This is a genomic window from Kitasatospora sp. MAA19, assembly GCF_029894125.1.
In the GTDB taxonomy this organism is placed as follows: domain Bacteria; phylum Actinomycetota; class Actinomycetes; order Streptomycetales; family Streptomycetaceae; genus Kitasatospora.
Window position 1 is genome coordinate 301,515 of the sequence record NZ_JARXYZ010000003.1, and the last position, 22,282, is coordinate 323,796.

The 22,282-nt window shown below is 72.8% G+C and carries 23 protein-coding genes; 11 read left to right on the plus strand and 12 right to left on the minus strand.

Features of this window, described 5'->3' with window-relative positions:
• The first annotated feature begins 62 nt into the window (after nucleotides 1-62).
• The gene (locus P3T27_RS06970; protein WP_280675783.1) at nucleotides 63-1,232 is read left to right on the plus strand and encodes a sensor histidine kinase; all 1,170 of its coding nucleotides are present in this window, start codon (nucleotides 63-65) and stop codon (nucleotides 1,230-1,232) included.
• A gap of 141 nt (nucleotides 1,233-1,373) precedes the next feature.
• On the opposite strand, the gene P3T27_RS06975 is transcribed toward P3T27_RS06970, so the two are convergent.
• Complete coding sequence (locus tag P3T27_RS06975) at nucleotides 1,374-2,429, minus strand: trypsin-like peptidase domain-containing protein (protein ID WP_280675785.1); 1,056 nt, start codon at nucleotides 2,427-2,429, stop codon at nucleotides 1,374-1,376.
• 282 nt (nucleotides 2,430-2,711) lie between these two features.
• Here P3T27_RS06975 and galE point away from each other — a divergent pair, with 282 nt between their 5' ends.
• Nucleotides 2,712-3,698, plus strand: coding sequence for a UDP-glucose 4-epimerase GalE (gene galE, locus P3T27_RS06980; RefSeq protein ID WP_280675335.1), 987 nt, complete (start codon nucleotides 2,712-2,714; stop codon nucleotides 3,696-3,698).
• Nucleotides 3,699-3,816: 118 nt separating this feature from the next.
• Here the strand turns inward: galE and P3T27_RS06985 are convergent, their stop codons facing one another.
• A complete protein-coding gene (locus tag P3T27_RS06985) occupies nucleotides 3,817-6,231 on the minus strand; it encodes a serine/threonine-protein kinase (protein WP_280675338.1) in 2,415 nt (804 codons plus the stop codon).
• 435 nt (nucleotides 6,232-6,666) lie between these two features.
• On the opposite strand from P3T27_RS06985, the gene P3T27_RS06990 reads away from it, so the two are divergent.
• Entirely contained in the window at nucleotides 6,667-7,314 is a 648-nt protein-coding gene (locus tag P3T27_RS06990; protein ID WP_030055725.1) for a TetR family transcriptional regulator, read from the plus strand.
• A 226-nt stretch (nucleotides 7,315-7,540) separates the two neighbouring features.
• Here the strand turns inward: P3T27_RS06990 and P3T27_RS06995 are convergent, their stop codons facing one another.
• The 6 genes from P3T27_RS06995 to P3T27_RS07020 form a co-directional block, all read right to left on the minus strand.
• Nucleotides 7,541-8,485, minus strand: a complete 945-nt coding sequence (locus P3T27_RS06995) for a beta-ketoacyl-ACP synthase III (RefSeq protein WP_280675342.1) — start codon at nucleotides 8,483-8,485, stop codon at nucleotides 7,541-7,543.
• Nucleotides 8,486-8,691: 206 nt separating this feature from the next.
• On the minus strand, nucleotides 8,692-9,918 hold the full coding sequence (locus P3T27_RS07000; RefSeq protein ID WP_280675344.1) for a L,D-transpeptidase family protein: 1,227 nt from the start codon (nucleotides 9,916-9,918) through the stop codon (nucleotides 8,692-8,694).
• A 112-nt stretch (nucleotides 9,919-10,030) separates the two neighbouring features.
• Entirely contained in the window at nucleotides 10,031-11,194 is a 1,164-nt protein-coding gene (gene mqnE, locus P3T27_RS07005) for an aminofutalosine synthase MqnE (RefSeq protein ID WP_280675346.1), read from the minus strand.
• Nucleotides 11,195-11,239: 45 nt separating this feature from the next.
• On the minus strand, nucleotides 11,240-12,208 hold the full coding sequence (locus tag P3T27_RS07010; protein WP_280675348.1) for a threonine/serine dehydratase: 969 nt from the start codon (nucleotides 12,206-12,208) through the stop codon (nucleotides 11,240-11,242).
• Nucleotides 12,209-12,212: 4 nt separating this feature from the next.
• Complete coding sequence (locus P3T27_RS07015; protein ID WP_030232219.1) at nucleotides 12,213-12,671, minus strand: Lrp/AsnC family transcriptional regulator; 459 nt, start codon at nucleotides 12,669-12,671, stop codon at nucleotides 12,213-12,215.
• A 119-nt stretch (nucleotides 12,672-12,790) separates the two neighbouring features.
• Nucleotides 12,791-13,465, minus strand: coding sequence for a UbiX family flavin prenyltransferase (locus tag P3T27_RS07020; RefSeq protein ID WP_280675353.1), 675 nt, complete (start codon nucleotides 13,463-13,465; stop codon nucleotides 12,791-12,793).
• A 66-nt stretch (nucleotides 13,466-13,531) separates the two neighbouring features.
• On the opposite strand from P3T27_RS07020, the gene P3T27_RS07025 reads away from it, so the two are divergent.
• Nucleotides 13,532-14,275 carry a cyclase family protein gene (locus tag P3T27_RS07025; protein ID WP_280675355.1) on the plus strand — a complete coding sequence of 248 codons (744 nt, stop codon included), beginning with the start codon at nucleotides 13,532-13,534 and terminating at the stop codon, nucleotides 14,273-14,275.
• Between the two features lie 72 nt (nucleotides 14,276-14,347).
• Nucleotides 14,348-15,064, plus strand: coding sequence for an MOSC N-terminal beta barrel domain-containing protein (locus tag P3T27_RS07030; protein WP_280675357.1), 717 nt, complete (start codon nucleotides 14,348-14,350; stop codon nucleotides 15,062-15,064).
• Nucleotides 15,065-15,102: 38 nt separating this feature from the next.
• Here the strand turns inward: P3T27_RS07030 and P3T27_RS07035 are convergent, their stop codons facing one another.
• The 3 genes from P3T27_RS07035 to P3T27_RS07045 form a co-directional block, all read right to left on the minus strand.
• Nucleotides 15,103-15,471 carry a VOC family protein gene (locus tag P3T27_RS07035; protein WP_280675359.1) on the minus strand — a complete coding sequence of 123 codons (369 nt, stop codon included), beginning with the start codon at nucleotides 15,469-15,471 and terminating at the stop codon, nucleotides 15,103-15,105.
• 57 nt (nucleotides 15,472-15,528) lie between these two features.
• Nucleotides 15,529-15,876 carry a DoxX family protein gene (locus P3T27_RS07040; protein WP_280675361.1) on the minus strand — a complete coding sequence of 116 codons (348 nt, stop codon included), beginning with the start codon at nucleotides 15,874-15,876 and terminating at the stop codon, nucleotides 15,529-15,531.
• Nucleotides 15,877-15,969: 93 nt separating this feature from the next.
• The gene (locus P3T27_RS07045) at nucleotides 15,970-16,743 is read right to left on the minus strand and encodes a TetR/AcrR family transcriptional regulator (protein ID WP_280675363.1); all 774 of its coding nucleotides are present in this window, start codon (nucleotides 16,741-16,743) and stop codon (nucleotides 15,970-15,972) included.
• A gap of 99 nt (nucleotides 16,744-16,842) precedes the next feature.
• Here P3T27_RS07045 and P3T27_RS07050 point away from each other — a divergent pair, with 99 nt between their 5' ends.
• The 4 genes from P3T27_RS07050 (at nucleotide 16,843) to gcvH (ending at nucleotide 19,702) form a co-directional block, all read left to right on the plus strand.
• Nucleotides 16,843-18,069, plus strand: a complete 1,227-nt coding sequence (locus P3T27_RS07050; protein WP_280675365.1) for an FAD-dependent oxidoreductase — start codon at nucleotides 16,843-16,845, stop codon at nucleotides 18,067-18,069.
• Between the two features lie 4 nt (nucleotides 18,070-18,073).
• Complete coding sequence (locus tag P3T27_RS07055) at nucleotides 18,074-18,316, plus strand: hypothetical protein (RefSeq protein WP_280675367.1); 243 nt, start codon at nucleotides 18,074-18,076, stop codon at nucleotides 18,314-18,316.
• A gap of 118 nt (nucleotides 18,317-18,434) precedes the next feature.
• A complete protein-coding gene (locus tag P3T27_RS07060; protein WP_280675369.1) occupies nucleotides 18,435-19,190 on the plus strand; it encodes an alpha/beta hydrolase in 756 nt (251 codons plus the stop codon).
• A gap of 116 nt (nucleotides 19,191-19,306) precedes the next feature.
• Nucleotides 19,307-19,702, plus strand: a complete 396-nt coding sequence (gene gcvH, locus P3T27_RS07065) for a glycine cleavage system protein GcvH (protein ID WP_280675371.1) — start codon at nucleotides 19,307-19,309, stop codon at nucleotides 19,700-19,702.
• Nucleotides 19,703-19,774: 72 nt separating this feature from the next.
• Here the strand turns inward: gcvH and P3T27_RS07070 are convergent, their stop codons facing one another.
• Nucleotides 19,775-20,629 carry a helix-turn-helix domain-containing protein gene (locus P3T27_RS07070; protein WP_280675373.1) on the minus strand — a complete coding sequence of 285 codons (855 nt, stop codon included), beginning with the start codon at nucleotides 20,627-20,629 and terminating at the stop codon, nucleotides 19,775-19,777.
• Nucleotides 20,630-20,874: 245 nt separating this feature from the next.
• On the opposite strand from P3T27_RS07070, the gene P3T27_RS07075 reads away from it, so the two are divergent.
• Nucleotides 20,875-21,672 (plus strand): hypothetical protein, encoded by a 798-nt coding sequence (locus tag P3T27_RS07075; RefSeq protein ID WP_280675375.1) that lies wholly within the window; start codon nucleotides 20,875-20,877, stop codon nucleotides 21,670-21,672.
• A 191-nt stretch (nucleotides 21,673-21,863) separates the two neighbouring features.
• On the plus strand, nucleotides 21,864-22,196 hold the full coding sequence (locus P3T27_RS07080; protein ID WP_280675376.1) for a hemopexin repeat-containing protein: 333 nt from the start codon (nucleotides 21,864-21,866) through the stop codon (nucleotides 22,194-22,196).
• The last annotated feature ends 86 nt before the right edge of the window (nucleotides 22,197-22,282 follow it).

Here is a 22,282-nt window from a genome sequence, read left to right on the forward strand (position 1 = left end):
AGATCCAGATGAAGCCTCTGCACCGCCGCGCCGCGGACGCCATCAGGGAGCAGGACGCGTCAATGGAGCGCCCCCCGCTGTACGGCGCGCGGATGTGGCGGCAGGCCGGACAGCTGCTGCTCAACCTGCCGCTCGGCATCGCCGGCTTCGTGCTCGCCATCACCATGCTCTCGGTCGGCCTGGGGCTGTCCGTCACCGTGATCGGCCTGCCGCTGCTGGCCGCCGGGCTGGCCGGCTGCCGCGTCATGGGCGGGCTGGGCCGCCGTCGGGCCCGGTCGGCGTACGGCTCCGAGATCCACGAGCCGGAGCCGGTGCGGCCGCGCCGACCGGGGGTGGTCGGCTTCACCATCGCCCACCTGACCGACCTGCTGAACTGGCGCTCGGTGCTCTACAACGTGCTGATGCTGCCCTGGGGCATCCTGAGCTTCACCCTGACCCTGGTCGCGGTCATCGTGATGTGGCCGGTGCTGCCCTGGGTGATCCGGGGGATGGCGGCGACCGACCGGATCCTGATCGAGTCGCTGCTCTTCCCGGGCGCCCTGGCCGAGCGGGTGCGCGAGCTGGAGGACGACCGCGGCACCGTGGTCGACACCGCCGCCGCCGACCTGCGCCGGATCGAGCGCGACCTGCACGACGGCGCCCAGGCCCGCCTGGTCGCGCTGGCCATGGACCTGGGCATGGCCAAGGAGCGGCTGCGCGAGATCGAGACCGAGGACGACGTGGCGGCCGCCACGAAGATGGTCGACAACGCGCACGGCGAAGTGAAGCTGGCCCTGCAGGAACTGCGCGACCTGGCCCGGGGCATCCACCCCGCCGTGCTCACCGACCGCGGCCTGGACGCGGCGCTGTCCGCGGTCGCCGCCCGCTGCACCGTCCCCGGCGGGGTCAGGGTGAACGTCGACCTGAAGGGTCCGGACGGCCAGGCCGAGCGGCCGGACTCGGCGGTCGAGGGCATCGCGTACTTCACCGTCAGCGAGCTGCTGACCAACGTCTCCAAGCACGCCGGCGCCCGCTCCGCCTCGGTCGACGTCTGGCGCTCGGACAACCAGCTGATGGTGCTGGTCCAGGACGACGGCAAGGGCGGCGCGGCGCCCTACCCGGGCAGCGGTCTGGCCGGGCTGACCGAGCGGATCCGCGCGGTGGACGGGGTGTTCCTGGTGCAGAGCCCGGAGGGCGGCCCGACCAGCGTCACCGTCGAACTGCCCTGGCACACCCACACCGCCCGCCGCTGAGCACGGGCGTGGCACGGCGCCGGGACCTCGTCGAGGCAGTGACGAGGTCCCGGCGCCGTCCGGTGCGGCGGCCGGCCGGCGGCACCCTTGCGCGGCGCGCGGTCGGCCGGGCCGCGCCGGTCCAGGCGCGGTCTGGGCGGCCTAGGCGGCCTGCAGCGTGCCGAGGGTGACGTCGGCCGTCTTGCTGCTGCCGTCCCTGGTGTAGGTGACGGTGACCTTGCTGCCCGGGGTGAGCGAGGCGAGCGCGGTGGTGAGCGCGTTCAGCGAGTCGACCGTGACGTCCCCGAGCTTGGTGATCACGTCGCCGGCCTGCAGCCCCGCCGTGGCCGCCGGACCGCCCGCGGTGGCCGCCACGATGACCGCACCGGAGGGCTGGAACTGCTGGTTGAAGCTGGTCCGGGCGGTGATGCCGAGCGCGGCCCGGCCGGAGTTGGTGACCTTCCCCTGCTTGATCAGCTGGTCGGTGATGTTGGTGATGGTGGACGCCGGGATGGCGAAGCCGATGCCGGGCGCGGCCGCGCCGTTGGTCTGGGGCTCCGTCGCCGCGAGCGTGTTGATGCCGATCACCTGGCTGTCCAGGTTGACCAGCGCGCCGCCGCTGTTGCCCGGGTTGATCGCGGCCGAGGTCTGCACCATGTTGCCGATGGTGGCGCCCGGCGCGCCGCCGCCCCGGGGCTCGGAGACGGTCCGCCCGATGGCCGAGACGATGCCCTGGGTGACACTGCTGGAGAGGCCGAGCGGGCTGCCCATGGCGAGGGTGATCTGGCCGAGCTGGACCTTGGCGGAGTCGCCGAAGGAGGCCGGCTTGAGGCCGCTCGGCGGGCTGCTCAGCTTGATCACCGCGAGGTCGGAGTCGGGATAGCTGCCGACCAGCGTGGCGTCCAGCGACTTGGTGCTGTTGGCGAGGGTGACGGTGAAGGTGGTCGCGGTGCCCACCACGTGGGCGTTGGTGACGATGTCGCCCTTGTCGTCGTAGACGATCCCCGAGCCGAGGCTGTCACCGGTGGTGATCTGCACCACCGAGGGCAGCACGTCGGCGATCACCTTCTGGTAGGCGCTCTGCAACTGGTCCCCGCCGCCCGGCTGCGAGGCTTCCGAGGAGGCCGGTTTGGCCGACGAGGAGTCCGCGACCGGCGCCGAGGACGAGGAGGAGCTGCTGCACCCGGCCAGGGCCAGCGCGGTCAGCACGGCCACCACACCGGCCGCGGGCCACCGGCCGCGCGCCGCCTTGGGACCGGTCGGCCGGGGCCTGGCCGGCAGGGGACGGGCGTGTTCCTTCTTTCGGCTCACCTGGCTGCCTCCGATTCGTCACCACGCTGAGAGCACGGAAATCTTTGTCAGCATTTCACCGATTTGTCCGATTCGACCGTTCGACTCGCCCGACATCCGCCACGCAACCCGAACGCCCTGGGGTCCGTCGTCGAGCTCCCGCCCTCGGGCGGACGACGGGAGTTTGACGACGGACCCTAGGATCAGCGCATGACTTGGTTGATCACCGGCGGTGCCGGATACATCGGCGGGCACGTCGTCCGCCAGCTGCTCGACGCCGGTGAGCGCGTCGCCGTCCTGGACGACCTCAGCACCGGCGACGCCTCCCGGCTGCCGGACGGCGTCGCCCTGGTCAAGGGCTCCACCCTGGACCGGGCCGCCCTGGACGCCGCCATCCGCGAGCACGCGGTCGAGGGCATCCTGCACTTCGCCGCCAAGAAGCAGGTCGGCGAGTCCGTCGAGCAGCCGTTCTTCTACTACCGGGAGAACATGATCGGCCTGCAGACCGTCCTGGAGGCCGCCGCCGAGGGCGGGGTCAAGCGCTTCCTCTTCTCCTCCTCCGCCGCCGTCTACGGCATGCCGGACGTCGACCTGGTCACCGAGTCCACCCCCTGCGCGCCGATGAGCCCGTACGGCGAGACCAAGCTGGCCGGCGAGTGGCTGGTCGCCGCCGCCGGGAAGGCCCACGGCATCTCCACCGTGGCACTGCGGTACTTCAACGTGGCCGGCGCCGCCTCCCCCGAGCTCTCCGACGCCGGGGTCTTCAACCTGATCCCGATGGTCTTCGAGCGGCTCACCGCCGGTCAGGCGCCGCGGGTCTTCGGCGGCGACTACCCCACCCCGGACGGCACCTGCGTCCGCGACTTCATCCACGTCTCCGACATCGCCTCGGCCCACGTCGCGGCCGCCAAGCGGCTGGCCGCCGACCCGGCCGGCGAGACCTCGCTGGTGCTCAACATCGGCCGCGGCGAGGGCGTCAGCGTCAAGGAGATGCTGGAGGTGATCGGCGAGGTCACCGGCTACGACACCACCCCCGAGGTGACCCCGCGCCGCCCCGGCGACCCCGCCCGGGTGGTGGCCTCGGCCGACCTGATCCGCCGCGAGCTGGGCTGGAACGCGCGCCACGGCGTGGCGGAGATGGTCTCCTCCGCGTGGGAGGGCTGGTGCAGCCGCCACCCCGAGGCCCGCAAGGCCTGACCCGAGCCGACCCGCTCCGACCTGGCCGCCGCGGCGGCGGGGCACCCGCCCCGCCGCCGCAGTGGTTCAGCGCACCGCTTCAACGCACCGCTTCAGCGCTCCGTTTCAACGCGCCGGTTCAACGCGCCGGGACGGCCGTGCCGTAGAAGGCGTCCAGCGCGTACACGCAGCGGTCCTTGGAGCCGACGAAGACCCGGCCGCCGACCGCCACCGGCGAGCCGGTCAGCTCGCCCTTGGTGCCGAGCTCCCAGCGCAGCTGGCCGCTCGCCAGGTCCAGGGTGTGCAGCGAGTGGTCCCGGCTGCCCAGGTGCACCAGGCCGTCGGCCACCGCCGGGGAGCCGACGATCTCGCCGCGCGCGGTGTAGCGCCAGCGCTCCCGCCCGCTCGCCGCCTCGAAGGCGTACAGCACCTCGCCGCTGCCGACCAGCACCATGCCGTCCCCGACCACCACCGGCTCGGCGCCCTGTCGGCTGCCGGTGACCCCGCGCCAGCGGTCCCGGCCGGTGGCCGCGTCCAGCGCGTACACCGTGCCGAGGTAGTCGGCCACGTAGACCGCGTCGGCGTCCAGCACGGGCGGGGTGAACAGCACCACCGGGGCCTCGAAGCGCCAGCGCTCGACCCCGCTGGCCGCGTCCAGCGCGTACACCCGGGTGCCGGCCGTCACGTACAGCACGCCGCCGCGCTCGACCGGGTGCGAGGGCACGTCCTCGCCGACCGGGAAGGACCAGCGCAGGCCGGCCCCGCGCGGGTCGATGCAGCGCAGCCGCCCGGCGCCGTAGTAGTAGGCGGAGCCGGCCACCAGGACGGGCCCGGACTGCGGGTTCTCGTAGTCCTGCTGGGCGTCGTCGGCCCGCCACAGCTCGGCGCCGTTGGCGGCCGAGCGCAGCTGGACGCCGCCGCCCCGGATGCCGCAGCAGAGCACCCCGTCGGCGGCGGAGAGCGAGTAGACCCAGCCGTCCAGTGAGGTGCGCCAGCGCTCGGTGCCGTCCGCGACGTCCACGGTGTACAGGTGCGGGCCGTCGGCGGCGTGCACCCGGCCGGCGTCCACCGCGAGCGCCCAGGCGACGTCCCGGGTCTTGTACCGGCGCTCGCCGGAGGCGATGTCCAGCGCGTGCACCTCGAAGCTGGAGACGAACAGCGTGCCGTCGGCGACCACCGGGGTGCCCCAGACGTCGTTGGACATCCGGAACCGCCAGGGGCGCCAGTGGGCGGCCGGCGGCGTCGGCGGCGGCGGGGTGATCCGGCGGACCCAGTCGGTCTCGGCCGGAGCGGTGCCCGGACCGGGCTGCTCGTGCTCGGCCCGCGGCCCGGGGCCTATCCGCACCGAGGCTCCGGACAGCCGCACCTCGACGGCCCCGCCGCCGGTCGGCGCGCGGTGCTTGTTGGGGGAGGCGATCTTCGCGGTCGGGATCTCGCCGTCGGACGCCGGGCCCGGCCGCGGCCCCGTGTGCACCGGCCCGGACGGCGGCGGCGCGTGCCCGCCGCCCGGGTGGGTGCGCGGGTCGTCCAGGCCGGGGCGCTGCACCGGGACCTGCTGGTGCGGCTGCGGCGGCTGGTGCTGGAGCGGGCCGGCCTGCGGCGGCCCGGCCGGGGGCGGCGGCGCGCCGCCCGGCAGGTGGACGGCCCGCTGCGGCGCGCTCGGGCGGCGGCCGCGCTTGCGCTCGATCAGCTCCAGCGCGTTCGCGGGGAGCCAGTCGCCGACCTCGCCGGCGGCGTCGTCCCGGGAGAACAGGTGCGGGGCCAGCTCGGCCTGGATCTGCGCCGGACTGGGCCGGTGCTCCGGCGCCTGCCGCATGCAGGCGCGGACCAGGTCCATCAGCTCGCGCGGCATCCCGGACAGGTCCGGCTCCTCGCGCAGCAGCTGGAACACCGTCTCGACCGGATTGGAGCCGCGGTAGGGCGGGTGCCCGGTGGCACAGAACACCATCAGCGAGCCGAGCGAGAAGACGTCGCTGGCACCCCGGACGTTGCGGCTGTCCTTGGCCTGCTCCGGGGACATGTAGGCGGGGGTGCCGACCGCGACGTTGGTCATGGTGAGCCGGGTGCTGGAGACGCCGGACGCGATGCCGAAGTCGATCACCTTCGGGCCGTCCTCGACCACCAGCACGTTGGAGGGCTTGAGGTCGCGGTGGATCAGCCCGGCCGCGTGGATGGACTGCAGCGCCTCCGCGATGCCCGCGATCAGCCAACGGGTGGCGTCCACCGGCAGCGGCCCGCACTCCTCGACCAGGTCCTCCAGGGAGGGGGCCGGGATGTACGCGGTGGCCAGCCAGGGCACCCGGGCGTCCGCGTCCGCGTCCACCACGGCCGCGGTGTAGAAGCCGCCGACCGTCTTGGCCGCCTCGATCTCACGGGCGAAACGGACGCGGAACAGCTCGTCCTCGGCCAGCTCCCCCCGGACGGTCTTGATGGCCACCCGTCGACCGGAGGCGGAGCGCGCCAGGTAGACCAGCCCCATCCCACCCGCGCCGAGCCGCCCCAGCACCTCGAAGGGCCCGATCCGCCTCGGATCGTGCGCCGTCAGCTGGTCCACTCCGCTGCCACCTCCCCGTTTCCCGCACCCGCCGCGTGGTGCCGGACCCGATTCTCCAATGCCGCCCGGCGCATCTCCAACCTCCCCCGCCCAGAGCCGACGGCAGCCCCGGGGACGCCACCGCCCGGTCAGCGATGACGGAACGGCCGGATTCTGACGCCCGTTCCGGCTGCGGCTTGCGTTCGGACGCCCGGACGCTCCACCCCGGTATGAATCTTTCGACACCGGCGATCGTCACACTCTGTCACTCGACCACCCCTCAGCGGACTCGCCGTCACGCTGTGGGGTCAAAAGCACACGGGGGGGCTTCAACGGCACCTCCGGAGCACGGTGAATATCCGTCCGAAGTGGTTCATGCCCCTATAGCAACCCCCGTGCGGAGTAATAGTCGCATCACCGAATCGCGCCAAGATCGTGCCACGGTAAGCTGACGGCATGACAGGACAAGTTCGCACCGTCGACGGTCGCGTCGCCGGGCGACGCGGACAGGAGACGCGGCAGAAGCTGCTCGACTGCCTCCGCGAGATGCTCAGCACGTCGCCCTATCGGGACGTCAAGGTCATCGACGTCGCCCGTATGGCGGGTACCTCCCCCGCGACCTTCTACCAGTACTTCCCGGATGTCGAGGGCGCTGTCCTCGAAATCGCCGAGGAAATGGCCAAGGACGCCGACACCCTCAAAGAGCTGGTGGCCGGAAAGTCCTGGGCAGGGAAGTCCGGTCCGACCACTTCGGAAGAACTGGTCGACGGATTCCTCGCCTTCTGGCGCAAGAACGACGCCATTCTCCGAGTGGTCACGCTCGGTGCCGCCGAAGGGGACAAGCGGTTCTTCAAGATCCGCATGACGGTCCTCAACGCGGTCGCCAAGCCGCTCGCGGAGGCCGTCAAGGAACTCCAGGCGAAGGGTCAGGCCGACAAATCACTCGACCCGAATGCCGTCGCCGGGGCCCTGGTCTCGCTGCTCGCCTCGGCGGCCGAGCACCAGAAGGCCTTCACTTCCTGGGGCGTCAAGGTCAAGGACCTCAAGCCCAACCTCGCTCCCCTGGTGTACCTGGGCGTCACCGGCAAGAAGCCGCCCAAGTAGACCATCCGTTCAACCGACCATCCGCTCCGCGCGCAGCCCCGGCCTCCTGTTCCGGGGTACGACGGACGGCGGCCGTGTCCTCGGGGGAGGTCCGCCGACGTACCGCACGCGCGCCAGACATGCCGGTGGGCGGGCGCCCCTTACACAGGGTGCCCGCCCACCGGCATGTTCGCGTCCAGGGCCCTCAGGGGCGCTGTGGGGACTCAGGAGATCCGGCTCCACGCCGTCACGGGCAGCGGACCACCTGGCCGGCGTAGGCGAGGCCGCCGCCGAAGCCGAAGAGCAGGACCGGATCGCCGGGAGACAGCTCACCACGTTCGACCAGCTTGGAGAAGGCCAGCGGGATGGAGGCGGCCGAGGTGTTGCCGGAGTCGACCACGTCCCGGGCCACCACCGCGTCGGCGAGGCCCAGCTTGGCGGCGATCGCGTCGATGATCCGCAGGTTGGCCTGGTGCGGCACGAAGCCCTTCAGGTCCGCCGGGTCGATCCCGGCCTGCTCGCAGGCCCGGCGGGCCAGCGGGGCGAGCTGGGTGGTGGCCCAGCGGAACACCGACTGGCCCTGCTGGCTGATCACCGGGTCCCAGCCGGTGATCACCACGGCGTCACCCCGCTCCGGCTCGGAGCCCCAGACCACCGGGCCGATGCCGGGCTCGGCACCGTCCTCCTGGGCCTCGACCACCGCGGCGCCGGCGCCGTCACCGAAGATCACGCAGGTGGAGCGGTCGGTCCAGTCGAGGGTGTCGGACATCCGCTCGGCGCCGATCACCAGTGCGCGCCGGGCCGCTCCGGCCCGGATCGCGTGGTCGGCGGTGGCCAGGGCGTACGAGAAGCCGGAGCAGACCGTGTTGATGTCGTAGGCGGCGGGCGCGCGGACGCCCAGCCGGGCGGCCACCGCGGCGGCGGTGTTGGGGCTGCGCTCGATCGCGGTGCAGGTGGCGACCACGACCAGGTCGATCTCGTCGGCCGTCCGACCGCTGCCGGCGAGTGCCTTCTGCGCGGCCTCGGTGGCGAGGTCGACCAGGGTCTCACCCTCGGCGATGTGCCGGGTTCTGATGCCCACCCGGCTGCGGATCCACTCGTCGTTGGTGTCGACGAGCGCCTCCAGGTCGTCGTTGGAGAGGACCTTGGGGGGCTGGTAGTGGCCGAGTGCCACAATGCGCGAACCGCTCATAGTGCCATGGAACCGGGTTACCGGCTGGTCAGCGGGGCGCGACCGGCTACAGGATCCGTCCCCGTGATCTGTAGGAGCCCGACAACGGGCGTTGCGGCGACTGGCCTCCGCGCGCGCCGGGCTCGCAGCACGCGAGGCACGACGGGGCGCACGGCGGGGCGGGAACCGCCCGGGCCGCCGCTGGAACGCCGTCCGGGACGCCGGGGTCAGGCGGCGAGCGAGGCCGCGTCGCCCATCACGATCACCGGGTGGGCCGCCGGGTCCAGGGTGCGGATCAGCTGGGCCATCTTGTCCTCGGGGATCGAGACGCAGCCGTGGGTGGGGCCGTCGTGGTCGACGTGGATCCAGATGCCGCCGCCCTTCTTCGCGCCCTGGGGCCGGCGCGGGTCGAGCGGCGAGTTCCCGGGCACCCGGTTGTAGTTGATCGCGACCACGTAGTCGAAGGAACCGGCCAGCTGGTCGCCGAAGAAGCCCGTCCCGGAGACCACGAAGCTCGGGTCCTTGTCGTACGGGAGCTTGCTGCCCGGGTCGGCGTTGCGGCCGCCGGCGTCGGTGAGCGAGAAGACGCCGATCGGGCTGCGCAGGTCGCCCTCGTTGTGGTCGGTGCTCCAGCCGTTGTTGCCGTTGTGGCCCTGCCAGGTCTCACCGGCCAGCCAGCGGCCCTCGGGAGTGCGGGTCCAGAGGGTGACGGTGTTCTTGTTGCCGTTCTTGTCCTGGCCGGAGGCGAGCACCACCTGGGTGGTCTCGGCGGGTATCTTCGCGGCGAAGTCGGCACCGAGGCCGGGTATCGCGGCGACTGAGCCGTCCGTGCGGACCTGGCTGCGGCCGGCGGCCGGGCTCCCGGTCTGCCGGTCGGAGGCCGCCTGGGCCGCGGCGGGCTGGGCGCCGCCCGCGGCCGGGGACGGCTGGTCGGGGGCGACGACGCCCTCCGGGCCCGGCCCGTCGGCGGTGGTGAGGCCGGGCTTGGCGGTGTCCTGGCCGACGGTGTACCAGCCGGCGGCGGCCGCGAGCAGCAGCGCGGTGCCCGCGGTCACGGCCTTGCCGTGCCGCTTCCGCTTCGGCTTGCGACGTCGTCCCCGGGCGGCGGCCCGGCCCTCCACGGGTGCCGCGGCGGCCGGGGCCGGACGCGGCTCGGGCAGCGGCTCGTAGCCGGGCTCCGGCTCGTACCGCGGCTCGGGGTCGTACAGCGGCTCAGGGCCGGGCATCGGCCCGGGGCCGGACTCGGGCGGGTACCCCTGGAACGGCTGGTCGTAGGCGTCGAAGTACCCGCCGTACCCGTCCTGGGCCTGCTGCGGGAAGTGCTGCTGGTAGCCGCCGTGGTCCTGGTGGACCGGCTGCTGGTACGGCTCGTACGGCTGCTGCGGCGCTCCGTACGCCGGCTCCGGCATCGGCTCGTACGACGGGTACGGGGTGGCGCGATGAGAACCGGACATGCCGCCGATCCTGCCAAACGGTGTACCGGTTGGTAAACCCGGGGCGGGTGCGGAGGCCGTGAAGAAAGCCGCCGCCCGGGCCGAGGACCGGCCCGGGCGGCGGGAGACGACGTCAGAGGCGCATGGCCTGCGGGGCCTCGCGGCGCGTCAGGTCCGGGCCCTCGTACTCGCGGATGATCTCGTAGCGGGTGTTGCGCTCGACCGGGCGGAAACCGGCGTCCCGGATCAGGTCGAGCAGGTCGTCGCGGCCGAGCTTGTTCGGGGTGCCGAAGTTGTCCGCGTCGTGGGTGATCTTGTACTCGACCACCGAGCCGTCCATGTCGTCCGCGCCGTGGCTGAGCGCCAGCTGGGCGGTGGTGACGCCGTGCATCACCCAGAAGACCTTGACGTGCGGCACGTTGTCGAAGAGCAGCCGGGAGACCGCGAAGGTCTTCAGCGCCTCGGCGCCGGTGGCCATCTCGGTGCGGGCCATCAGCCGGTTGCGCACGACGCCGTCCTTGGAGTCGTGGAAGTCGTGCTGGTAGCGCAGCGGGATGAAGACCTGGAAGCCGCCGGTCTCGTCCTGCAGCTCGCGCAGCCGCAGCACGTGGTCGACCCGGTGGCGGGGCTCCTCGATGTGGCCGTACAGCATGGTGCAGGGCGTCTTGAGGCCCTTGCTGTGGGCGAGGCGGTGGATCCGCGACCAGTCCTCCCAGTGGGTGTCGTGGTCGACGATGTGCTGGCGGACCTCCCAGTCGAAGATCTCCGCGCCGCCGCCGGTCAGCGACTCCAGGCCTGCGTCGATCAGCTCGTCCAGGATCTCGTCGGCGGACAGGCCGCTGATCTTCTCGAACCAGTGGATCTCGGTGGCGGTGAAGGCCTTCAGCGAGACGTTCGGCAGGGCCGCCTTCAGCTCCCGCAGCGAGCGCGGGTAGTAGCGCCAGGGCAGGGTCGGGTGCAGGCCGTTGACGATGTGCAGCTCGGTGAGGGACTCGACCTCCATCGCCTTGGCGAGCCGGACGGCCTCCTCGATGCGCATCGTGTAGGCGTCCTTCTCGCCCGGCTTGCGCTGGAACGAGCAGTACGCGCAGGACGCGCTGCACACGTTGGTCATGTTGAGGTGGCGGTTGACGTTGAAGTGGACGACGTCGCCGTTCTTCCGCGTCCGCACGTGGTGGGCCAGACCGCCCAGCCAGGCCAGGTCGTCGCTCTCGTAGAGCGCGATCCCGTCCTCGCGGGTCAGCCGCTCACCCGCGTAGACCTTCGCCTCCAGCTCGCGCTTGAGCCCTGCGTCCATGCGGTGACCCGCCTCCTCCGACTTCGATTCCTTGCCGGAACGAGCCTACGCCCGTGCCGACAGCAGCTCCGCGAGCAGTGCGGGGTCGATGTTGCCACCACTGACCACGGCCGCCACCGTCCGGCCCCCGGTCTCGGCGGCGCGGTGGAAGTAGGCGGCCGGGGCGACCGCGCCGGAGGGCTCGGCGACCAGGCGGCCGCGGCGGGCCAGCAGGGCGACGGTGGCCCGGATCTCGTCCTCGGTGACGGTGACGACGTCGTCCACGTACGCGGTGAGGTGCTCGAAGGGCAGCTCGCCGACGGACGGGGTGCGCAGGCCGTCCGCGATGGTCCGGTAGGTGTCGGCGACCGGCCAGGCGAGCCGGCGACCGGCCCGGAAGCTGGCCTGCGCGTCGGCGGCCAGCTCCGGCTCGACGCCGACCACCCGGATGCCGGGGCGGGTGAGCTTGAGCGCGGCCGCCGTCCCGGAGATCAGGCCGCCACCGCTGACCGGCACCAGGACGGTGTCCAGCCCGGCCGGGGCGTCCTCGGCGATCTCCAGGCCGACCGTGCCCTGGCCCGCGATGATGAACGGGTCGTCGTACGGCGGCACCCAGACGTAGCCGTGCCGCTCGGCCAGCTCGCCGGGCAGGGTGTCCCGCTCCCCCGGCGGCACCAGGATCACCTCGGCGCCGAACCCCCGGGTGGCCTCCACCTTCACCGCCGGGGAGGTGTCCGGCATCACGATCACGGCCTTGATGCCGAGCAGCCCCGCCGCGTACGCCACCGCCTGCGCGTGGTTGCCGCTCGACTGGGCGACCACGCCGCGGGCCCGCTCGTCCTCGGTGAGCGCGGCCAGCCGGTTGTACGCGCCGCGGGTCTTGAAGGCCCCGGTCGGCTGGAGGTTCTCCGGCTTCAGCCAGAGCCGGCGCTCGCCCTCGGCCGCCCACGGGGCGGGAACCAGCGGGGTGCGCACGGCGACCCCCGCGATCCGCTGCCGGGCTGCGCGCAGCTCCTCCAGACCGACCAGTGCCACGACGTCACTCTCCTTCGGGGGGGAGTTCGCTCACCCGGTTCTCCCACTTGGTGGAGAGTACGACGGTGGTGCGGGTGCGGGCCACGCCCTTCGTGCCCGAGATCCGCTTGACCACCGACTCCAGGCCCGCCACGTCGGCCACCCGGACCTTGAGCATGTACGAGTCGTCACCCGCGATGAACCAGCAGTCCTCGACCTCGTTGAGGTCCTTCAGCCGGAACGCGACGTCCTCGTGGTCGGCGGCGTCGGTCAGCTGAAGACCGATCAGGGCCGTGACGCCGAAGCCGAGCGAGGCCGGGTTGACCGTCGCGCGGTAGCCGGTGATGACACCGGCCTGCTCCAGGCGGTTGATCCGGTCCGTGACGCTCGGGCCGGAGAGTCCGACCAGCCGGCCCAGCTCGGCGTAGGACGCGCGGCCGTTCTCCCGGAGCGCCTGGATGAGCTGTCTGTCCACCGTGTCCATATACCGTCCGCGTCCTTCCGAACCTCACCAGACCCACAGATCATTATCCGGATTCAAAGGCGCCATGCGCGGAACAACCCGGATATCGCAGAGAAGATACTCTCCCGCCCTCGGCCTTCTCACTCCCCCTCAGCCGACACGCTGCCGTTCCCGCCGCCTTGGCGGGCCGCCGCCCCCAACTCCCCTTCCCACCGCAGGTACAGGGAATGCGGGACGCCGACCGCGTCCAGCACCCGACCGGCCACGAAATCGACGAGTTCGCGCACGGTCGAGCCGCCGGCGTAGAAGCCGGGCGAGGCGGGGAGGACGACGGCGCCCTGCGCGTCGAGCTCCACCAGGTGCTTCAACGTCACCCCGTTGAGTGGTGTCTCACGCACGCACACGACCAGCGGGCGGCGCTCCTTGAGGGTGACGCTGGCCACCCGCTGCAGCAGGTCCTTGCTCAGGCCGAGCGCGATCCCGGCCACCGCGCCGGTGGTCGCGGGCACCACCAGCATGCCCTTGGCCGGGTACGAGCCGCTGGACGGGCCGGCCGCGAAGTCCCCGGCGGACCAGTAGCGGACGTCGTCCAGGCCCTCGTCGGTGCCCAGCCAGGCGGCCAGGTCGGCGCGCCAGTGGGCGTCCCGGAAGGAGATGCCGGTCTCGTCGAGGATGGTGAGCCGGGCCGCGCGACTGACGATCAGGTCCACCGGCTCCCCGGCGGCGAGCAGCGCCCGGATCACCGAGGCTGCGTACGGCGTCCCCGACGCACCCGAGACCCCGACCACCCACGGCTGACGCTTGACTGTTCCCATGGCCCATTTCTATCCGGCCTTACCCGGTCGGGCCTCATCCACGGGCGCCCCTGGGAGGATGGGGTCATGCCAGCGACCCTCGTCGACCTCACCCATCAGGTGACCACCGCGATGCCGGTCTACCCCGGCGACCCGGCCGTCCTGCTGGAGCCCGCGCTCACCACCGCCACCGCCGGGGTGAACGTGCTGGCCCTGCACCTCGGCTCGCAGTCCGGGACGCACGTGGACGCGCCCTACCACGTGGACGTCACCTGGCCGACCCTGGACGGGCTGCCGCTGGAGCGGTTCACCGGCCCGGCGGTGCTCGCCGACCTGCGCGGACTGGCGCCCCGGGCCGCCGTCACCCCCGAACTGCTCGCGCCCGCCCTGGAGCGCGCCGGCGAGGGGTCCGTCCTGCTGCTCGCCACCGGCTGGGCCCGGCACTGGGGCACCGACGCGTACCTCGCCCACCCCGCCCTGACCGCGGCCGCCGCCGAGGCGATCGTCGCCGCCGGGGTGCGGACCGTCGGGGTGGACGCGCTGAGCGTCGACCCCACCCCCGACCCGGGCCCGGGCGACCGGGCGGTCGCCGCGCTGCTCGCGGACCTCACCGACGAGCACGACCAGCCCGCCGCCGACGAGCCGACCCTCGCCGCGCACCGGGTGCTGCTGGGGGCGCCCGGCGGCGGGGTGATCGCGGAGAACCTGACCGATCTGCGGGCGCTGCTGGACGCCCAGGAGGCCGGACGGCCGGTGGAGGTGTCGCTGTTCCCGCTGCGGCTGGTGGCGGCGGACGGCGCGCCGGTGCGGGCGGTGGCCCGGCTGGGCTGACGGTTTTCAGCCAGTCACCGCACCGGACTTGGTCTAGACCATCCCCCGGCGGCGCCGCTACGCTGTCCGGCCATGGCAGAGATCATCGGAGTGATCGAGCGACTCTGGCGCTACCCCGTGAAATCCACCGGCGGCGAGCGGCTCGACTCCGTCGAGGTGGACGAGCGCGGCCTGGCCGGCGACCGCCTCTACGCCGTCCGCGACGGCGACGGCAAACTCGGCTCGGGCAAGAACACCCGCCGCTTCCGCCGGATGGACGGCCTGCTCCGCCTCTCCGCCCGCCTCGGCCACCGGATCGACGGCCCCGAGCTGTTCGACCCGCTCGGCCGCCCGGTCGCCGACCCGACCGCCTTCCTGCGCGCCTACCTCCAGCGCGGGGACGTCGAACTGGCCCGCGAGGACGCCGTCTCGCACTTCGACCAGCTGCCGGTCAGCGTGCTCACCACCGCCACCCTGGACTGGGTCCGCGAGGCCGTCCCCTTCGCCGTGGTCGACGAGCGCCGGTTCCGCCCCAACCTGGTGCTGCGCACCCCGCCCGGCACCCCGCCGTTCGTCGAGGACTCCTGGTTCGGCCGGCGGGCCCACACCGAGGCCTCCGACGGCGCCCGGCTGGCCTTCGTCCGCTCCAGCGAGCGGTGCGCGATGACCGGCGCCGCCCAGCCGGGCCTGCCGCACGCCCCCGAGATCCTCAAGGCCGTCGTACACGCCCACGACGGCCGGCTCGACGCCCTCGCCGAGGTCGCCGCCCCCGGACGGCTGCGCCTCGGCGACCGCCTGGTCCTCCACTGACGGGCCGCGCCGCCGTCCCCCGCGGTGCGGCGGGCCGGCTACGCCCGGATCAGGCAGAACGGGTGCCCGGCGGGGTCGGCGTAGATGCGCCAGCGGCCGACGTCGCGCAGCCGGACGGCGCCGAGCGCGAGCACCGCGCGCTCGGCGGCGGCCAGGTCCTCGACGTCGATGTCCAGGTGCGCCTGCTGGGGGTGCTCCGGGTCCGGCCAGCGCGGCGGGCGGTGGTCGGCGACGCCCTGGAAGCAGAGCACCGTGCCGCCGTCGAGGTGCAGGGTGGACCAACCCGCGCCGAGCGACCAGCGCGGGTCCGGCCGGTCGACCTCGCCGCCCAGCAGGCCCGCGTAGAAGCGGGCCAGCCCGGCCGGGTCCGGGCAGTCGAGCACGAGGCACTGCAGCTTGCCGATCACGGTCTTCCCCTCCGAGGAGTTCTGCGGCCGTGATTCTCGCAGGCACCCCGGAGGGGCTCAGGCGGCCAGTCCGAGCACCAGGGCGACGGCGGCCGGGACGGCGTAGATCACCGGGAACGGGACGTGGGCGTAGTCGCGGGCCCGGAGCACGATGATGACGGCGCCGGTGAAGTACAACACCAGTCCGGCGGCGGCCAGTTCGCCGATCACCGGGACGGCGAGGCCCACCAGCAGGCCGACGGCGCCGGCCGCCTTGGCCACGCCCAGCCAGATCCACCAGGCGCGCGGGACACCGTACTCGGCCAGTGGGCCGACGGCGAACCCGGCTCGGAGGAAGACGGCGCCGGCCGAGGTTCCGGCCATCAGGGCCGCGAGGACGGTGACGATGACGAGGGTGACGGACATGTGAGGCTCCTTCAGACGGTCTGGCCGGTCGGTCACTTCACTGACCCGGCCGACCGCCCCGATGTGACGGCCCCGGCGAAGAGGTTTCCGGCCCTACGGCAGCGCGACCGCCCGCAGGAAGGCGTCGGCGAACAGCTCGATGGCCTCGTCCACCGAGGGCAGGTCGGCGCCGAACGCGGGTGCGAGCACCGGCCGCAGCAGGATGTGGTTGATCAGCGGCCCGAGCAGCAGTTGGGCCAGCAGCGGCAGCGGTAGCGGCCGCAACCGGCCGGCCTCGACATACGGCAGCAGCAGCCCGCCCAGGCCCTCGTACATCCGCGGCACGGTGGCCGCCATCATCCGCGCGGCGGGGCCGTCCGGCCGGCTGAACAGGTCGGCGAAGACCGCCGGGACGATCTGCGGCTCGCGCTCGAAGGCCGTGACGAAGGCCCGGTAGAGCGCCCGGACGACGTCCTCCAGGCGCTGCGGCGGGTCGGCCGCCAGCGCCTGGACGTCCGGCAGCGGGCCGTACTGTTCGAAGACGGCGGCGAGCAGGCCGTCCCGCCCCTCGAAGACGGTGTGCAGGCTGGGCAGCGAGCATCCGGCCCGCTCCGCGACGGCGTCCAGGGTGATCTCGCCCAGTCCGCGTTCGGCCACCAGCCACGCCGCCGCCTCGATCGCGCGCTCCCGCACCGGCGGCCGTCCGCCCGGGTCGACGCCCGCCTGCCGGACGGCCTCGTCCAACGCGGCCCGGGAGCCGCCGAGCCGGCGCAGCAGCGTGCTGCGCGAGACCCCGGCGGCTGCCGCGATCGCCGTGACCGGGACGTCCGCGACGTCCTGCCCCCGCTCCTTTGCCGCCGTGAGGGCCGCGGCCACCAGATCCTTCATGTGGAACATCATACTGCTTGACACCTGAGACGATTCCAGAGATTATCTATATGCGAGTTCCACATCGGAGGTCGCACCAGGGTTCGGAGGGAGAGAGCCATGAGCGTCGTCATCTCCGGGGGCGGGCCGGCCGGCATGATGCTGGGCCTGATGCTGGCCAGGGCCGGCATCGAGGTGACCGTGCTGGAGAAGCACGGGGACTTCCTGCGCGACTTCCGCGGCGACACCGTCCACGCGTCCACCGTGCGACTGATGGACGAACTCGGCCTGGGCCGGAAGTTCGCGGCACTGCCGCAGAGCCGGCTCGGCAACATGGTGATGCCGGTGCCCGGCGTCGGCCCGGTCGCGCTGAGCGCCTACGAGAAGCTGCCCGCGCCGTACAACTACATCGCGATGATCCCGCAGTGGGACCTGCTCAACCTCCTGGTCGAGGAGGCGAAGCGGGAGCCCGCCTTCACCGTGCGGATGAACACCGAGGCGACCGGGCTGCTCCGGGAGGGCGGCAGGGTCGTCGGCGTGCGCTACCGCACCCGGGACGGCGAGGAGGGCGAACTCCGCGCCGACCTCACCGTCGCCGCCGACGGCCGGCACTCCACCCTGCGCCGGGAGGCCGGGCTGGTGCCCGAGGAGTACCCGATGCCGTTCGACGTCTGGTGGTTCCGGCTGCCCCGGCACGGCCACGAGCAGGGCGTCCCGCCCAACATCGTCCCCGGCTTCGGGGAGCGCGAGCTGGCGCTCAGCCTCACCCGCGACGACTACTTCCAGATCGCCTACTTCGCCGCGAAGGGCTCCGACCCGCGGCTGCGCGCCGAGGGCGTCGAGCGCTTCCGCGCCCGCATCGCCCGGCTGTTCCCCCAGTACGCCGACCGGGTCGACCAGTTGGCGAGCATGGACGACGTCCACTTGCTCGACGTCAAGCTCAACCGGCTGCACCGCTGGTACGCCGACGGACTGCTGCTCATCGGCGACGCCGCCCACGCGATGTCCCCGGCCGGCGGAGTGGGCATCAACCTCGCCATCCAGGACGCCGTCGCGGCCGCCACCCTGCTCGCCGAGCCACTGCGGCACGGCCGCCCGACCACCGCCGCGCTCGCCAGGGTCCAGCGGCGTCGAGAGCGGCCCACCGTGATCATGCAGCGGATGCAGCAGGTCCTGCACGGCACCATCTTCACCCCGATCCTCACCGGCCGCCGGGTCGGCCCGCCCACCCAACTCGCCATGCTCGTCCGCTTCGTCCCCGGTTTCCGCCAGATCCCGTCCCGCCTGATCGCCCTGGGCCCCCGCCCGGAGCACGCCCCGGCCTTCGCCCGGCGAAGCGCCGCCTGATCGGATGATCCGCGCCGGCGGCCCGCGCCTCCCGCCGGCAAACCGAGGCAGGCCCCCCACGGCCGACGTCCCGAAAGACCTCAAGTGCACCAGGGACCACGCGTGGGTGCGGCCCCTGGGGAGCGATTGGGTCCGGGTGGGCATCACCGACCACGCACAGCGACAGCTCGGAGACATCGTCTACGTCGAACTCCCGAAGGCCGGTGCCAGGTTCGAGACCTCCGAGCCGTTCGGCGGCGTGGAGTAACAGCACCCCCCCCGGAGTGGGGCGTCGGCCCCGTCGACCTCCCACTCCGGCCGGCGACAGCGGAAGATCGCGCCGGCCGTCCGTTCGGAAGGCCGGATTGCCGGGAACGACCGATGACATGACGATCCCTCACCGCTTGACCGGCACCGGCGACCACCACGTCCTGGTCCTGCACGACTGGTTCGGCACCAGCGCCGGCTGGGGCCCCTTCCTCGACTACCTCGACGGCGGCGCCTTCAGCTACGCCTTCCTCGACTACCGCGGCTACGGCGAGCGCCAGGACGTCCCCGGGGAGTACACACTCGCCGAGATCGCCTCCGACGCGCTCGCCCTCGCCGACCAACTCGGCTGGGACCGCTTCTCGTTGGTCGGCCACTCGATGGGCGGCAAGGCGGCCCAGCAAGTGCTGGCCGAGGCGCCGCTGCGGGTGCGCAAACTGGTCGGCCTGGCCCCGGTGCCGGCCGGGGCGTACCCGCTGGACGCCGCCGGCGAGGCGCTGTTCTACGGCGCCGCCGAGGACCGGGAGAAGCGGTTCGCCATCCTCGACCTGGTCACCGGGCAGCGCGCCGGCCGGGTCTGGCTGGACCGGATGGTCGACCAGTCGCTACGGCTGTCCACCCGCGAGGCCTTCGGCGGGTACGTCCGGGACTGGGCGACGGCCGACCTGGAACAGCGGATCAGCGGGAACCCGGTGCCGGTCAAGGTGATCGTGGGCGCGCACGACCTCGCCCTCACCGCCGAGGTGATGCACGGCACCTGGCTCACCCACTACCCCAACGCCGAACTGGAGGAGATCGGCGGCAGCGGGCACTACCCGATGTACGAGGCCCCGGTGGCGCTGGCCACCTCCCTGGAGTCCTTCCTGCACAACTGACACCCGCCTTCACCCGACCGGGCGAGCTTCGCGTCGAAGGGCGGGGATCTGTAGCAGGCTCCTCCGCGTGGCTGACCAACCGTCAGTGCAGTCCCGACGACGATGCGGAGACCTCCATGGCCAACGTCCCGGCAGACCTCAAGTACACCAAGGACCACGAGTGGGTGCGGACCACCGGAAAGAACAAGGCCCAGGTGGGCATCACCGACTTCGCGCAGAAGCAGCTCGGTGACATCGTCTTCGTCGACATCCCCACCGTGGGCAAGGAGCTCGACTCCGACGAAGCGTTCGGCACGGTGGAGTCGGTCAAGGCGGTGAGCGAACTCTTCATGCCACTCACCGGAACGATCACCGCGGTGAACGAGGAACTGGACGGTGAGCCCGAGCTGATCAACACGGACCCGTACGGCGACGGCTGGATGGTCGAGCTCACGCTGACCAAGCCCGACGAGCTGAAGCAGCTGCTCACGGCCGCCCAGTACGAGGCCTTCATCGCCGAGGGGGCGGAGTAGCCACCCCCCGGCCCCCTCGGACCACGTGCGCGGGAAGTCGGCGGTTCCGACTTCCTGCGCACGCGACCAGGGTCAGACCGTGGGGGCCAGGGCGAGTCTTCGGGCGGCGAGGAGGGCGGTGCGGGCTCGGGCGGCCCCGGTGCGGGCGGTGGCCGGGTCCGGGGCGGGTTTTCGGGGGACGAGGCCGGCGCAGGGGCGACAGATGCCGGGGCGGGGCACCGGATCGCGGCACTCCGCGCATTCGGAACGGGCGGGCGGGGCGGCGGCGGGCGTGCGGGGTGGCGGGAGTTTGCGCCGCAGGCGGTCGCGGAGCAGGCCGACCGGGGAGTGCAGAGGCCTCGGCAGGGCGGGCAGCAGGGCGTGGGCGAGGTCGGCGTCCGTCTGCCCCCTCGCCAGCCATTCGGCGACGAGCGGCGCGAGGGCGGCGGCCTCGGCCTCACCGAGGCGCAGGCGGGGTTCCCGGCGGATCACCCGGTGGAGCGTGGCGACCGCTTCCCGGACCTGCGGGTCCGGTTCGGTCAACTCGGCGGGGAGGGTGGGTACTTCTTCCGGGTTCTTTACGGGAGGAGTGTCAGAGGGGCCGGCATCAGGCCCACCGGAGTCCGGGGGTGGGGCACTCGATGGCGGTCCGAGCTGGGGCGTGTCGAAGACGCTCGCATGAGAGCGGACCGTGCCGTCGGGCATCCGAACCTTGTCGACGCGGTAGTACCCGGCATTTTCCAGCTCCTTGAGCGCCCGGCGGACTGCCGTGCGCCCCACCCCCACGGTGGTGTCCGCGATGTGCCTCGCGTCCTCGCGCCAGCCGTCAGGACGAGAGAGGAGGTCGAAGAGGATGGCTCGGGCGTTGGGGCTGAGGCTACGGTCCTGGACGAGGCCGTTGGAAAAGACGGCGAAGTTGCTCGTGTGGACGCTACGATGAACTCGCATGGGGAGTGTCAGCTCCTAGTGCCAGACCCCGGGGTGTTCCACCACCGCCGGGGTCTTCTCTTTTCTGCTTGCGCCACGGAACGTAACACGCTGATCGCGCTTGGCGTTAACCAGATTGACGGGTAGTCAGCGCTCCGAAGCGCCTAGGGGCGCACGGAAGTCGGCGCGCGCCGGGTAGACGATGGCGCATGGACCGGAGACCCGCACGCATTGGGCGTCTCATGCTTGTCGCCTACGTTCTAGACATGACAGATAAGCGAGTTGACGACACGTCGCCCGTGCTGGCGGTGGGCGTCTCCGGAACGGTCGGGCGGCATGTCGGGCTGCAGCTCGCGGCCGCCGGGGTGCGGGTACGGACGCTGGCGCAGCGGGAGCTGCTCGACCCGGCGACGCTGGAGGCGGCGGCCCAGGGTGTCGACGCGGTGCTGCTGGGGTGGCCGTTCCCGACGGCGGACGGGGCGGCGGAGGCGGTGGGGGTGCTGGCCCGGAATGTCGGGCGGGTGGTGTTCCTGTCGTCGGCGGCCGTCCGCGCCGAGGGCGAGGTCGAGGTCGAGGCACTGCTCGCCGGAAGCGGGGTACGGCACACGGTGCTGCGGGCGTACGGGTTCGCCACCGCACTGCAGTGGGCGGAGGACATCCGGTCCGGGGCCGCCGTGCAGGGCTACGGCGGTGCGGCCGGGCTGAACCCCGTGGACGAGCGGGACATCGCGGCGGTCGCCGTCCGGGCCCTGAACGAGGACGGCCACGACGGCGCCCGGTACCTGCTCACCGGCCCGGAGTCGCCCACGCAGGCGGAGCAGGTGCGGATCATCGGTGAGGCCGCCGGCCGCCCGGCCCACTGGGAGGAGATCCCCCGCGAAGCCGCCCGACACAGGATGCTCACCACCGGCCGTCCCCCGGCCATCGCGGACGGCGCACTGGACTTCGTCCACGCCCGCATCGCCGACCCCGAGCCCGCCACCACGACGGTCCAGGACCTCACCGGCACCCCGGCCCGCAGCTTCCGCGCCTGGGCCACGGACCACGCGGCCCTGTTCCGCTGAACGCCCCGCGAAGGCGGCTACGGGAACGGGGGGCACCGCCTTCGCAGGAACTCGACCCCGTCGACTTCCCGCCCTCCCGGGCGACGCCGCGACCGCCCTTCAGGGCCGCTCGTCCGGTTGCGGCAGCTCGACGGGGAGGGTGGGTACTTATTCCGGGTTCTTTACGGAAGGAGTGTCAGGGCGACCAGTACGTGCGCTACCACGTCGGCGACGAGAAGATCGCCTCCGGGCCCAAGAGCCTGGCGGACGGCTGGCCGGGCCTGAAGGGCACCACGTTCGCCCCCGGCATCAGCGCGGCCTGCAGCGTGCCCGGCAAGCCCACCAGCCTGTACCTGTTCAAGGGCGACCAGTACGTGCTCTACAGCGTCCGCGACGAGAAGATCACCGATGGCCCCAAGAGCCTGGCGTCGGTCTGGGGGGTCGACGGCGTCTTCGCCAACGGGGTCGACGACGCCTGCCGCGTCCCCGGTGGCACCGGCGACCTGTACTTCTTCAAGGGCGACCAGTACGTGCGCGTGCGGTAGCCGGGCCCCGCGTTTCAACCGTGCCGCAGCCGTTCGGTGACGGCTGCGGCCGACAAGGTCACGAGCTACCGCGAGACGAGAGGGGT